Annotated in this window: 11 protein-coding genes, 1 tRNA gene and 1 pseudogene; 3 read left to right on the top strand and 10 right to left on the bottom strand. The window is 63.7% G+C overall.

Annotation, left to right across the window (positions count from 1 at the left end; genetic code table 11):
* Positions 1-58: 58 nt before the first annotated feature.
* The 6 genes from FDY95_RS06500 to FDY95_RS06475 form a co-directional block, all read right to left on the bottom strand.
* Positions 59-691, bottom strand: a complete 633-nt coding sequence (locus tag FDY95_RS06500; RefSeq protein ID WP_138075933.1) for a DUF4230 domain-containing protein — start codon at positions 689-691, stop codon at positions 59-61.
* A gap of 31 nt (positions 692-722) precedes the next feature.
* Positions 723-1,649 (bottom strand): 1-aminocyclopropane-1-carboxylate deaminase/D-cysteine desulfhydrase, encoded by a 927-nt coding sequence (locus FDY95_RS06495; RefSeq protein WP_138075932.1) that lies wholly within the window; start codon positions 1,647-1,649, stop codon positions 723-725.
* 363 nt (positions 1,650-2,012) lie between these two features.
* The gene (locus FDY95_RS06490; RefSeq protein ID WP_138075931.1) at positions 2,013-4,640 is read right to left on the bottom strand and encodes a YfhO family protein; all 2,628 of its coding nucleotides are present in this window, start codon (positions 4,638-4,640) and stop codon (positions 2,013-2,015) included.
* Positions 4,641-4,825: 185 nt separating this feature from the next.
* Positions 4,826-5,134 carry a DUF4834 family protein gene (locus FDY95_RS06485; protein WP_138075930.1) on the bottom strand — a complete coding sequence of 103 codons (309 nt, stop codon included), beginning with the start codon at positions 5,132-5,134 and terminating at the stop codon, positions 4,826-4,828.
* On the bottom strand, positions 5,134-5,904 hold the full coding sequence (locus tag FDY95_RS06480; protein WP_138075929.1) for an FkbM family methyltransferase: 771 nt from the start codon (positions 5,902-5,904) through the stop codon (positions 5,134-5,136). Before FDY95_RS06480 ends, FDY95_RS06485 begins: the two co-directional genes overlap by 1 nt.
* Positions 5,905-5,994: 90 nt before the next feature.
* On the bottom strand, positions 5,995-6,453 hold the full coding sequence (locus FDY95_RS06475) for a hypothetical protein (RefSeq protein ID WP_138075928.1): 459 nt from the start codon (positions 6,451-6,453) through the stop codon (positions 5,995-5,997).
* Positions 6,454-6,627: 174 nt separating this feature from the next.
* Here FDY95_RS06475 and FDY95_RS06470 point away from each other — a divergent pair.
* A tRNA-Thr gene (locus FDY95_RS06470) sits at positions 6,628-6,703 on the top strand.
* Between the two features lie 85 nt (positions 6,704-6,788).
* On the opposite strand, the gene FDY95_RS06465 is transcribed toward FDY95_RS06470, so the two are convergent.
* Entirely contained in the window at positions 6,789-7,046 is a 258-nt protein-coding gene (locus FDY95_RS06465) for a hypothetical protein (RefSeq protein ID WP_138075927.1), read from the bottom strand.
* 116 nt (positions 7,047-7,162) lie between these two features.
* Positions 7,163-7,561, bottom strand: coding sequence for a hypothetical protein (locus FDY95_RS06460; protein ID WP_212744859.1), 399 nt, complete (start codon positions 7,559-7,561; stop codon positions 7,163-7,165).
* A 307-nt stretch (positions 7,562-7,868) separates the two neighbouring features.
* On the opposite strand from FDY95_RS06460, the gene FDY95_RS06455 reads away from it, so the two are divergent.
* Positions 7,869-8,453: a C40 family peptidase gene (locus FDY95_RS06455; protein WP_138075926.1), complete on the top strand. Its 585-nt coding sequence runs from the start codon at positions 7,869-7,871 to the stop codon at positions 8,451-8,453.
* Positions 8,454-8,875: 422 nt separating this feature from the next.
* Positions 8,876-8,977 (top strand): annotated as a pseudogene (locus tag FDY95_RS27105) (YkvA family protein); the annotation flags it as partial.
* Between the two features lie 553 nt (positions 8,978-9,530).
* On the opposite strand, the gene FDY95_RS06445 reads toward FDY95_RS27105, so the two are convergent.
* Positions 9,531-9,806, bottom strand: coding sequence for an acyl carrier protein (locus tag FDY95_RS06445; RefSeq protein WP_138075924.1), 276 nt, complete (start codon positions 9,804-9,806; stop codon positions 9,531-9,533).
* A 210-nt stretch (positions 9,807-10,016) separates the two neighbouring features.
* Positions 10,017-13,448: an efflux RND transporter permease subunit gene (locus tag FDY95_RS06440; protein WP_138075923.1), complete on the bottom strand. Its 3,432-nt coding sequence runs from the start codon at positions 13,446-13,448 to the stop codon at positions 10,017-10,019.
* Positions 13,449-13,481: the final 33 nt, after the last annotated feature.

Here is a 13,481-nt window from a genome sequence, read left to right as displayed (position 1 = left end):
ACCCGCCGCCGCGTCGTCCTGCTGAGGATGGCGCGGCGGCGGTGTTTTTGGGGCGGACTTAGCCTTTCGGGCCGCGCACCGGCGGGGCGGTTTGCGGCACCAGTATCACGCGGCGGCCGGTGAGGGTTTCGAGCATGGGCCGCAGAATCTGCTGGGCGTTGCGCTCCGTCTGGGCCAGGATGCCCGACTGCAGGGCGGCCCGCTTCACGTTGGCTTCGGCGTACTTATAGCCCTGGTCCACCAGCTCGGCATCCTGAAAAAAGCCGTTTTCGACCCCGTACACCCGGCTGCGGTTGTGGTCGACGCGCCAGGTGCACAGCTCGGCTTTGGGCAAAGCCACGCGCACCACCGAGTCGCCCTCGAAGACCACGTCCGTCGCCTTCACCTGGCGCAGGTCCAGGCAGCCCACGGCCTCGCCGGCCACGATGAGGGCCACTTTGGCGTCGGGCAGAAAGCGGTAGGTGCTCTTCTTGTACTCCACGATGTCCTTGAACTGGTAGCGCACCAGCTCCAGCCGGCCCAGTCCTTCGATTTTTTCCAGCACCGTGTTGTGGCTCACCGTCACGCGCGGCGTGGGGTTCAGCGGGTTGAGGTCGGTGAGGGTACCGGCCACTTTCTGCCACAGAAACCAGCCCAGGGCCAGCAAAAACACCAGCGGCAGCACGCGCCGCAGCAAACGAACAAGGGACATACCCGCAACTAAACGGTGAGCAACTCTGCTGCTATACGGCCGCGGGCGGATAGCTGCCGAAGCGCTGCTGAAAACCCGCCCAGCCCTGCAGCCCGCCGGTGTGCACCGCCACCACCGTGCTGCCCGGCGCGAAGTACCCGGCCTCAATCAGCTGCAGCGTACCGACCAGCAGCTTGCCCGTGTATACCGGGTCGAGCACGACGCGGTGGCGCAGGTAGAACTCCTCGATAAAGCCCAGCAGCTCCGTTGAGTAGCTGGCGTAACCGCCGAAGTGGGCCCCGTGGTGCAGGTGGTAATTCGTATAGCGCCGGCCCACGGCCTGCTCGGTCAGCGCGTCCACCTCGGCCGCCAGCCAGTCGGCACCCTTCAGGGCGGCTACGCCCACGGCCTGCCGGCGGCCGTCGAGGCCGGTGAGCAGGCCCGCCAGGGTGCCGCCGGTGCCGCAGGCCACAGCCAGGGCATCGTAGGCTTCGCCGGCCTCGTCCAGCTCCTGCACCAGCTCGGCCACGCCGCGCAGGGCCAGGGTATTGGTGCCGCCCTCGGGCAGCACGTAGGCCGGGCCCAGCGCGGTCAGCAGTTCCGCCACCCAGGCAGGGTCGTGGCGGCGGCGGTAGGCTTCGCGGCTCACGAAGTGCAGCTGCATGCCGTCGGCGCGGCACTGTTGCAGGGTGGGGCTGAGCGCCTCGGCCTCTTCGCCCCGCACCACGCCGATGGCGCGGAAGCCCTGCAGGCGCCCGGCGGCGGCCACGGCGGCCAGGTGGTTGGAGTAGGCCCCGCCGAAGGTCAGCAGCGTATTCTGGCCCTGTTCGCGGGCAGCCAGCAGGTTGTATTGGAGCTTGCGCCACTTGTTGCCGGGCAGCTCGGGGTGCTGCCAGTCGTCGCGCAGCAGGCGCAGGCGCACCCCGCGCCGCTCGGCGGCGGGCTCGGCCAGGTCTTGCAGAATGGGCGCGGTTGGCATGGGGTGGGCCGCCGCGGGCGGGGCGGCATCAGAAATCAGACGGCGCTACCCGGGTGGGTAAACGAGAAGCGCTGCCGGGTAATTCTTACGAAAGCTCGGGTAGTTTTTACCCGACTGCAGGTAAAGTTTATCCTGCGTCGGGTGATTTTCACGCACCGTCACGCAAAGTTTACCCGATCAGTCATGCCGCCAACGGCCCGCCGGGTAAATTTTACCCGAGGAGTCGTAAAAAAGACAGCTCTTCGGGTAAAAAACACGCGGGGAGTCGTGAAAAAGACGACCCGCCGGATAAAAAATACCCGGGGAGTCGTGGGCAAGACGACTCCCCGGGCAGGTACCACTCAGTAATTCATCAGCAGGTGCCTAAGCCGCCAGCAGGTCGTCGTTGTCGGCCGGGGCCGCGGCGGCGGGTGCCGCGTTGCGGCGCAGGGCGAAGACCACCCCGCCGATAATCACCAGGAACAGCAGCACCGACGACACCATCGAAATGATGTTGCCGAGGCGGTACTCCTTGGGCTCGAACTTAAACTCGATGGTGTGCTGACCGGCCCGCACGGGCAGAGCGCGCAGCACGTAGTCGGCGCGCAGGTGCGGCACCTGCTGGCCGTCGAGGTAGGCGTTCCAGCCGTCGGCGTAGTAGATTTCGCTGAACACGGCCAGCTCGTTCTGCGTAGCGTTGGCGGTGTACTTCAGCTCGTTGGGCGAGTAGCTGGTGAGCTGAATGGTGGAGCCGCCGGGCACGTAGCTGGTCGTCGCCTGCGGGAACTTGCTCACGTCGATTACGGCCGTGGTGGCCGGGTCGAAGGTGCTCAGCGCGGCCATTTCCTGGTCGGGGTTCTGTACCGGCTGCACCTTGCTCACAAACCAGGCATTGCCCAGGGCGCCGGGGTTGCGGATGGGCTGCACTTCCCCGTTCTGCTGGGGCGGGCTGATGAAGTAACGGGCGTTGAGCATGTTCAGCACCCGCGGATTGCCCACCTGACCGTTGGTCGAAAGGTCCTGGAACAACTGCTGCATCTCGGGGCTGATCTGCCGCTCAATCAATTCCTGGTAGCGACGCAGCTTGGCGCCGTGGTAGCCCCCAATGCTCTTGTGCAGGTAGGAGGTCTGGGCGTCGTTGAAGGGGTTGGCCAGATTCAGCACCCGGTAGTGCAGGGTCTTGTCGGCCAAGATGTACTCGTCGGCCTTGGTGGGCGCGAACTGCGCGGTAATGGTTTGGTTGGTGAAGTTGTTTTCGCCCAGGTAGCGCTTGTCGGCCGTCCAGAGGTCGGCCAGCACCAGCAGGCCCACCAGGGAGGCGGCCAGGGTCAGGCTGAGCTTGCGGCTGAGGTAGAACCAGAGCACCCCGGCCGTGGCCACGATGAAGAAGATGGAGCGGAACACGTCGTTGCGCAGAAGGGCGGCGCGGTCCTGGCGCAGCGCGTCCAGCGGGAAGCCCTGCGGCAGTTGGCTATCCACCGGGCCGGCAAAGTCGCTGCCGAGGCTGAACACCAGGGCCAGCAGGCACAGGCCGGCGGTGATGCCCACGGCCATCAGCAGGTGGCGACGCAGACCGGCCACTTCGGGCGTGTCTTTCTGGGCCACGGGCAGGCCAGCTACCAGCGGCGCGGCAGTAGCGGCCGGACGGGCGCGCAGCACGCGGGCCAGGGCCAGCACGGCCAGCAGCGGCATGGCCAGCTGGGCAATGGTCAGGGCCATCGACACCGCCCGGAACTTGTTGTAGCCCGGGAAGAAGTCGAACATCAGGTCGTTGAAGGAGGCGAAGTTCTTGCCCCAGGCCAGCACGATGGAGAAGAGCGTAGCCGCCAGCAGCCAGGTACGGGTGCGGCGGTCGGCCACGAACACGCCGAGCACGAACAGCAGCACCACCACCGCGCCCACGTACACCGGGCCGCTGGTAATGGGCTGGTCGCCCCAGTAGGTGGGCATACCGGCCAGGTACTGGTCCAGCTGCGCCGGATCGACCATGCCGCTCAGGGCCTTGCCCGTGTTCGAGTCGGCGGCCAGCTTGCTGGTGGAAGCCCCGCCGTAGTAGTTCGGAATGAGCAGGGTCAGCGTCTCGCCGATACCGTAGCTGTAGGAGAAGGCGTAGTCGTGGTCGAGGCCCGAGCCGCCTTCCTCGGCGGGCGCGGCGGCCGGCTGCCCGGGCTGGGCCGGGGCCGGCGTCTTCAGCTCCGACTTGCCGCGGATGCTGTACTTACCGTACTCGGCGGTGGTGTAGAGGCGGCCGAAGCTGACGCCCACGGCCAGTAGCGCGCCCACGGCCAGCACGGCGGTGTTGCGCAGAAACTCCGGCAGGCGCTTTTCGCGCAGGGCAAAAATCAGCTCCACCACGCCGAACACCAGCACCAGCAGCAGCAGGTAGTAAGTAATCTGCAAGTGGTTGGCCCGGATGTTCATGGTCAGCCCGAGGGCGAAGAGCACGCCGCCTACCAGCCAGTTGCGCCGGAACGTGACCAGCAAACCCGCCAGCACCAGCGGCGCGTAGGCCAGGGCGTAGGACTTGGAGTTGTGCCCGGCGGCGAGGATGATGAGGTTGTAGCTCGTAAAGCCGATGGCAATGGCGCCCACCAGCGCCACCAGCGGCCGCATGCCCAGGGCCGCGAACAGCAGGTAGCCGCAGAACAGGGCCGCAAACAGGTTGGCCACAATCGGCGGCAGGCCGAAGGTAAAGATGTTGGTCAGGTACACCGTCAGGTCGCCGGGGAAGCGGGTGCTGATGAGGTAGGTGGGCATGCCCGAGAACATGGAGTTGGTCCACAGGGCTTCCTGCCCGGTCGTCTCCCGGAACAGCAGCGCCTCACGGGCCCCGCCGTTGAACTGCACGATGTCGTGCTGACTGAGGGTTTTGCCCCCGAACACGATGGGCGAGAAGTACAGCACGGCCAGCACGAGCAGGAAGGCCACGGCCAGCAGATGAGGCAGCAGGCGCGACCAGAGCGGCTGCGGCGCCGCGGCAGCCGGAGTCGGCGAAACGACTGGGGAGGGCATGGAGAGGTAGTCGGTAGTTGGTACGCAGTATGGACTGAGCAGTAACCAGCAGCTTCGCCTAACGCCTCAATAGCCCAGGGCTTGAACCCTGAGCTATTGAGAAGCGGGCATTACCCGAATGGTTATCCGCAAAAAAAGCCCGGCCGGCAGGCGCCAGCCGGGCTTGAAGCCCGAAGGTAGGTCGATTATTTCACTTCCTCGAACTCGACGTAGTCGCCGCCGCGGAATTCCTTTTTGGGCTGGCGCGGCGCTTTGGGCGGCACATAATCCACCCGCACCTCGCCGGTAGGCTCCGTGGGGCGCGGGTTGGGCCGCTCGTAGCGGGGCGGCGCCTGCTGGCCAAACGCGCCGGCATCGGCCCCGAAAGGCATGCCGCCGGTGCGCATCTGCTTGCGCACAAAGGAAGAGAGTGCATAGCGCAGCACGTACGGCAGCACGAGGCGCAAGACCCAGAAAATCAGGAAGGAAACCAGCAGAAACGAAATAAAGCTCATCAGCTCGCGGGTTCAGCGTCGGGTTTGAAGTAAAAGTCGCGGTCGGCGGGGCCCTCGAGCACGGCCGGCGGACAGGGTACTAACCGCGCCGGGCCCGATTGGGTTTCAAGCACGTAGGGGCGGTAGCCCAGTTCCGCCAGCAGCCTGGCCACCCGGCGGCGGTTGTCGAGGCCGTTCAGCTCCGTCTGGATAACAGGACGGTGGCGGCGCAGCGTCTGTTGCATGTGCCGGAACACTTCGTACTCGAAGCCCTCCACGTCGCACTTCACAAAATCTAGGCGGGTGAAGTCGGCCAGCAGCTCGTCGGGCACGCGCATGGGCACCTCGTAGAACTGCGCGTACTGCTCGGTGGAGCTGCTGTCGGCCACCTTGGTCATGCCGTGGTGCAGCAGGCCGTTGCGGGCCGGCGTGCCCATGCGCACGGTGTCGTTCTGTCCGCCGAGGGCGTAGGGCAGCAGCAGCAGGTTGTCGTGCCCGCTGAGGCGCACGTTGTCTTCCCAGATGTGCTGAAACAGCGGCACCGGCTCCACCGCCAGCACCTTGCCCGCGGGCCCCACCAGCCGCGACAACGCCACGGAATAGTAGCCCAGGTTGGCGCCGATGTCGAGGCACACGTCGCCGGGCTTCACCAGTTTTTCCAGGAAAAACAGCTCGGGGTACTTCTTGCGGCCCCAGCCCACGGCCACCAGGCGCAGGTAGGCGTAGCTCGCCAGCCGGATGTACCGCTCGAAGCCCAGGGTGCTGACCAACAGTTTGCGTAATGCCTTCATGTGGGAGCAAAGGTAGAAAAGGTGAAATGGTGAGGTGGTGAGGTGGTGTGCAGCTTACCCGAACGTCAAACTCACCACCTCACCATTTCACTATTTCGCCGCTCGGTTCCACCAGCGCGACACGCCCGCCGCCACCAGCCCGCCTAGGGTGTACCAGGCCACGGTCATCAGCTTGGTTTGCGGGGTGCGGTTGCTGGGTCCGTCGCCCAAGCCGAGCGGACCGGGCAACACCACCCCGCCCACGCCGGCCGCCACGCCCAGGGCCGCGCCGCGCCACCACGCGTCGGGGCCCGAGCCCACTAGGCTGTAGTAGAGACCGTTAACCAGCAGGTCGCCGGCCATGGTCACGTTGTAGGCGGTTTCGGGGCCGGGCTGCGGAGCGTCGGCGGCAGCCAGCAGCTGGCGCAGGCCGCGCACGCCCAGCACGTCCATGCGCGGGGCGTCGGGGGTCAGCTCTTTGGCGGCCTGGTGTACCAGCGTCAGTACCACCGAGCCGCTCAGGCCGCTGACCAGGGACTGAATAAGGTCATCCGAATGCGAATCAGCCATAATTGCTCAATGTTGGCGGCTGCGGAGCCGCGTTGGGTATCAATCGAAAACGCGACCGGCACGCCGGGGTTAGGCCGGGCGCAGATTTTTTTCAGTCGCCGGGTTGCGTCGTTTGAAAACCGCTTTTTATATTTGCAGCCCCGAACGACGCATACGCGCCGGCCGGGACAAGAAGCCTGCTTAGCTCAGTTGGTAGAGCAGCTCATTCGTAATGAGCAGGTCGTTGGTTCGAGTCCAATAGCAGGCTCCACAAACAACAAGGCCCGTTTCCTCTCGGAGACGGGCCTTGTTGCGTTTTTCAGACCAGCATTTCGGGCCCGCTGGGGGGCCGTGACTTAGGCGCTGCGCTTGTTCATGGCCTTGCTCAGCCAGCTGATGCCGGCTGCCAGGGCCAGACCGCCCACTACTTTCTGGGTGGTGCTGAGCTTGCCGAGCTGGCCGGCGGCCGAGTCGCCGAAGGTTTTCAGCTGGCCGTTCAGGCCGCTGAGCAGGCCGCTGGCTTTGTCCTGGATGGAAGAAGGCTGCTGTTGCTGCTGACCTTGCACGTCGCTGTTGCTAGAGCCTTTGAAATCGGGGGTGTTTTGCGTAGCCATGGTATTCGGAGTTTTGGGGTTCAGAAGGTGGCCGGGGTAGCCCGGCCGTCGGCTAGCATATTCGTAAAACGCGCCCCGCAGGTTACAGCAAATCAATAGATCAGCCACCGGCAACCTTACACCACCACGTCGGGGCGGTTGTGGCCGGCCGAGGCCTGCTCCGACGCCCCGCGTCCCGGGCCGGCGGGCAGCGGCACCTGCAGCAGGGCCGCGTAAGTGGCCGCGTCGCGCTTGCCCGCCTCGCGGGCTTCCACCTCGAAACGGTTGGCGTAGTAGCCCACCCGCGCCGACTCTACCAGGTACTCCCACAGAAACCGCAGCACGCCGCGTTCCTGCACCTGCCGGATGTGGCACATCTCGTGCGCCACCCACGAGGGCTCCCGCAAAAACTGTTCGCGCGTGACGCCGCTCAGGTGAATGGTTTTGCCCAGCACCATGGCCACGTTGCCCTGCCCGAGTTTCAGGCGGGCCAGGCGCGCCAAAGGCGAGTTTTCGACAATGTGGGGAAGCTCCACCGTACGAGCTGATTGAAAAACAAGAGGATACGCAATGAGTAGCCGAAGGTTGGCAACCTCAGCAATACTATTCTACCACAAGATTGAATATAAGCAAGAATATTCGCCTTTTTTCAGCCGAAAGCTTGGACTGCAACGGGTCCGCGGCTAGCTTTACCCTATCGGCCCGGATAGAATCTTTCCGAATCGATTGAAAAAAACCTCTTTTTTCACTTTCTCCAACGGCATCTTCTAGAGAAGAAAAGTACGCCACCCGGTCCTCCCGGACCGCCGCTTGGGAGCGGATCCACTACCCACACGACGGACAATGAAGAATACCTTTTTGTGTTGCCTCGCCGCTGTTTCACTGGCCCTTTCTTTTTTCTTCGATTACGCTCCTAATACCCGCCCGGCCGGTTCGCCGGCCATGGCCGAAGCTTCGCTCTTCGCCCTGCCCGAAGGTGGCAGCGACGATTTCCGCGACTCGCTGAACGTCGGTTACTACTCGCAGGCCCTCGGCATCCGCGCCGACTACGAGGACAACGCCTCGCTGCTGCGCACCATCACCGAGTGGCTGGGCACCCCCTACCGCTTCGGCTCCAACAGCAAGAGCGGCACCGACTGCTCGGGCTTCGTGACCCGCGTCTTTAAAGAGGTGTACGGCATCAGCCTGGTGCACAGCTCCCGCTCCATGTTCAACAACGTGCAGCACGTGGCCAAAACCGAAATGAAGACCGGTGACCTGGTGTTCTTCCGCCGCGGCCCGGGCCAGCCCATCTACCACGTGGGCATCTACCTGAAAGACGGCAAGTTCGCCCACTCGGCCACCAACGGCGGCGTGATGGTCAGCTCGCTGGAGCAGCCCTACTACCACCGCAATTTCTACGCGGCTGGCCGCGTCAACGTCGAATAGCTCTCAACAGCCTGTTCTGCGAAGCCCCTGCTCCCTGAGCCGGGGCTTTTTGTTTGTAGTCCGGTGGAAATAGCGCCCGATAACTATTTTGGCGCGAAACAGTATAGCACGGCAGCCGCCGGCTGCTTCGGCGGCGGGCTTTTGTCTGTTCTCTCAACTCTTTCCATACCATGGCTACATCCACTCCCGACGGCGAACGAATTGCGTCGTCGCCGCTTTTTAAGGGCTTTCTGAGCAAGGCCGAAAGCTACCTCAAGCAGCCGCTGCGCATCAAGCAGCTGCTCAACGACGCCTACCAGAAAGCCAGCGCCAAGAAGGACGTCGGCCACATTGCCCACGAAGCCTGGGAAAGCCTGCAGACGCTGTTCCGCTTGGTGCGGTACGCCGCCTCGGGCGAGTACACCGGCGTGCCCACGCCTACGGTAATGGCCGCCGTGGCCGTGCTCATCTACTTCCTCTCCCCTATTGACCTAGTGCCCGACTTCATTCCGGTGGTCGGCTTGCTCGACGACGTGGCGCTGATGGCTTGGTTCACGAGCACCCTGAAGACCGAGATGGACAAGTTTGCGGAGTGGGAAAAGTCGCGCCCGCACCCCATTGCCGTGCCCAGCGAGCGGTTCGAGGCGGCGCCGGAGTCGGCCAAGAAAGGGCCGGTAACGCGCCGTCTGGGTGCCATTACCGAGTCGCCGGTGGAAAAGGCGGAGCACAGCGTGACCAGCGGCTCGTTTGTGGAGTCGGATGAATCGGCCAAGCGGGCCGGCGCGGCCGACCTGCCCGGCGGCTCCAGCCCCGACCCGGCCAATTCGGCGGCTTCCGATGAGGCCAGCCCGGCCGCTCACGCCAAGCACCACCCGGAAGTCGGCAACCAGCCCAACCCCAACGTGGCCGCCGCCAGCACCGCCGGCAGCCGCGACCCGAAAGACAGCGCCCTGCGCGGTGGCGACACCGGCGGCAACGTGCGCTAGCCCGTCTCCAGCTTATTCCAAACGCCAACGGCCCGCTTCCCTCCGTGGAGAGAAGCGGGCCGTTGATGTTTTTCAGAGCAGGTGGTGAGAGTGTTCTTGGCGTTGACGCTGCTTAGCGGGCTTTGGAGCCACCCAGGTGCGAAGCCACGTAGCGCACAAAGTCGCGCACGGTGTGCAGGGGCACCTCGTCGGGAATGGTGATTTTGAAGCGGCGCTCGAGCTCCAGAATGATGTCGACCACGTCGACGGTATCAAAGCCCAGCTCGCGGCTCAGGTTGCTGGAAACACGCAGGCGGGTGGGCTTAATAGCCTTGCGCTTGCTGATGATGCGGAGCACCTGCTGTTCGATGTTGGAGCTGCCGGGGATGGTAGTCGTTCGGGTTAACATGGCTGTTGAAACGACGGGTGAACGGAAAATGGGAGAAATAACGCCTGCAGGCTGTCAGCGCACGGCCGGCGGCCGTAGGTCTGAGTCGGCCCAGGCGCAAAAGGTTGCATCTGATTTTTGCGGGGTTCAGCGCAGGCCCCCGAATTGCCCGGCGGTGGGGCGAGTGGGCTTAGAACGCGCCACCACCGCCGGGCTTGTATGACGTCAGGCTTAGTATTCGGCGAATACCGGGGGAGTGGCGGCCGATACCTCTTCTTCATCGACGACCGGCTGCACGTTGGCGTCCGGGTCTTTGCCCGTCACCTTGCCTTTCAGCGTCTCGCTCAGCAGGTACATCACCGGCACTACCACCAGGGTAATCAGGGTGGCGAAGACCAGGCCGAAGATGATGGTCCAGGCCAGCGGACCCCAGAACACCACCGACTCACCGCCGATAAAGAAGTTGGGGTGGCCCGAGGCGAACAGCTCGTAGAAGTCCACGTTCAGGCCGATGGCCAGCGGGATGAGGCCCAGCGTAGCGGCCGTGGCCGTCAGGATTACCGGGTTCAGGCGGGTGCGACCAGCCAGTACGATGGCTTCCCGCAGCGACATGCCCTGGCTGCGCAGGATGTCGGTGAATTCGACCAGCAGAATCCCGTTTTTCACCACGATACCTGCTAGGGCGATGATGCCCACACCCGTCATCACGATGCTGATGTTCATGCCCGTAATGGCCAGGCCCCAGAACACGCCGGCAATGGAGAACAGCACTTCCGAAAGGATGATAACCGGCTTGCTGAACGAGTTGAACTGCACCACCAGGATCAGGAAAATCAGGGCCAGGGCGCCGAGGCCGGCCACCGGCAGGAAGTCGGAGGTTTCCTTCTGGTCTTCCTGGGCGCCACCCATCTTGATGACGTAGCCGGGGGGCGTCGGGTAGGCTTTCAGCGCCGTCTGGATGTTGCGCACCACGTCGGGGCCGGTGAAGCCCGACAGCACGTTCGAGGAGATGGTGATGACGCGCTTCACGTCCTTGCGCTTGATGCCGCCGTAGGTCGTGCTGTATTTCACATCGGCAACCGACGAAATCGGCACCTGGCGCATCTGGCCGGTGGCGTCGCGGAAGGTCAGCGGCGAGTTCAGGATGGCGTCCACGTCTTCGCGGTAGGGCTTGGCGTAGCGCACTTGAATCGGGTACTCGTCGTCGGCGGTCTTGAATTTGCTGGCCTCGTAGCCGTAGATGGCCGTGCGCACTTCCATGCCGATCTGGGCCGTGCTGATGCCCTCGCGGTTGGCGCGGGTGCGGTCGATGTTGACGGCAATTTCGGGGTTACGGTCTTCCAGGTTGGAGCGCAGCTGCTCGATGCCGCCGATGTTCTTCGAGTTGATGTAGCGAATCACGTCCTTCGAGAGGGCGGCCAGTTTCGGGTAGTCGTCGCCGGCTACTTCAATGGCAATTTCCTTACCCGTGGGCGGGCCGCTCGACTCCTGGTCCACCGAAATTTCGGTGCCGGGAATGCCTTTCACGGCCTCGCGGATTTTGTCCATGTAGGTGCGGGTGCTCGGGCCTTCCCGCTCGCTCAGCTCCTTGAACGCCACGGCCACCTTGGCCAGGTGCGACTGCGACACCCCCGAAGCCGTAGCCTCGCCCGGGTCGCCGGCACCGATGGCCACGTTGGTGATGACCGATTCCACGTCGGGGTTTTTGGTGCCGATGACGCCGTAGATGCGGCGCTCCAGCTCGTGAGCCACCGAGTCGGTAACCTCCACGCGGGTACCCACCGGCATCTTCAGGTAGGTGTACACGAATTTCGGGTCACCCTTGGGGAAGAAGTCCACCTTGGGGCCGCGCATGCCCACGGCCACGAACGAGCCGATGAACAGCACGAACACCCCAATCATGACCAGCGCCGGGTGGTTGATGGCCCAGCGTACCAGGCTGGCGTAGCCGTCCATGAAGCGCGGCAGGGCCTTGGTCTGGAACCAGGCAATCATGTGCACGAACACGAACTTGTCGAGCAGGGCGAAGACAATCAGGAAGACGAACAGGTTGCCGACGAAGAACGAACCGGCCAGGTAGCCAATCAGCGCAATCAGCAGCATCACGCCCGTCACGATGAGGAACATCTTGGTCAGCGCGGGCTTCTTGTCCTCGGCGTGGTGGTCTTCGCGCTCCATGAACGACACGGCAAACACCGGGTTCATGATGAAGGCCACGATGAGCGAGGACATCAAGGTCAGAATCAACGTCACTGGTAGGTAGAACATGAAACTACCCACGATGCCTGGCCAGAACATCAGCGGCACGAAGGGGGCCACGGTGGTCAGCGTACCGGCCAGTACCGGCACGAATACCTCGCCGGCGGCAAACTTGGCGGCCTGGGCGGTGGTCAGGTTCGGGTGCTCGTGCAGCAGGCGGTGGGTGTTTTCGATAACCACGATGGCGTCATCGACCACGATACCCAGGGCCAGCAGGAAGGCGAAGAGCACAATCATGTTCAGCGCGAAGCCGAACATGGGCAGCACCACGAAGGCCAGGAACATCGACAGCGGCACCGAGAGGCCCACGAACAGGGCGTTGGTGGTGCCCATGAAGAACATCAGAATCACCGTCACGAGGATAAAGCCGATGACGATGGTGTTGATGAGGTCGTGCAGCGTGACGCGGGTGTCGTTCGAGGTGTCGCCGGTGATGGTCACGCGCAGGTCGCTGGACAGGCTCTTCTTCGAGTCGTCGACAATTTGCTTGATCTTGTCCGACGCGTCGATGAGGTTTTCGCCCTGGCGCTTAATCACGTTCAGCGTAATCGAGGGCTTGCCGTCGAGGCGGGCGTACGATTCGCGGTCCTTGAAGGCGTCCTCCACGGTGGCAATGTCACCGAGGCGCACGGCCGAGCCGGAGAGGTTCTTCACCTGGATGTTGGCAATGTCGGCGGCGTTGACGTACTGACCGGCCACGCGCACCGCGCGCTTCTGGTCACCCACGTCCACCGAACCGCCCGAAATCGTGATGTTCTCGCGGGCAATGGCGCCTTCGATGTCGCCGAAGCCCAGGCGGGCGGCGCGGAGCTTGTAGAGGTCCACGTCCACGTTTACCTGCTGCTCCAGGGCGCCGATAATGTCGACGCGGGTAATTTCGGGCAGGGCCTCGATCTTATCCTGGAAGTCGTCGGCCAGCTTCTTCAGCTGCGAGGCGGGCAGGTTGCCGGCCAGGTTGATCTGCATGATAGGCAGCTCCGACAGGTTCACTTCCTGCACGGTGGGCGGCGTCGGCAAATCGTTCGGCAGCTCGTTGCCGGCCTTGTCGACGGCGTCCTTGATGAGCTGCTTGGCGTATTGCACGTCCACGCCGGAGTTGAACTCCACGTCCACGATGCAATAGTCCTGGTTGGAGGTGGAGCTGATTTTCTTCACCCCGTTCACCGACTTGATTTCCTTCTCAAGCTGGCGCGTCACCAGGTTTTCTATGTCCGTCGGCGAGGTGCCGGGGTACACCGTGGCCACGATGATGCGCGGAATGACGATGTCCGGGAATTTCTCCTTGCCCAGCTTGATGTAGGAGAAGATACCCGCCACGCACAACAGGAGCGTGATGATGTAAATGCTGGTCTTGTTATTAATGGACCAACTGGTGGGTCCAAACTCTTTTTCGATATCCTGCATGGGGAGTCGGAAGCTAGGATGGGTGACGTGTCA

Source organism: Hymenobacter jeollabukensis (genome assembly GCF_005771675.1).
GTDB lineage: Bacteria > Bacteroidota > Bacteroidia > Cytophagales > Hymenobacteraceae > Solirubrum > Solirubrum jeollabukense.
Note: the sequence above shows the minus strand (reverse complement) of the source record. Positions and strands in the feature narration are given on the sequence as shown.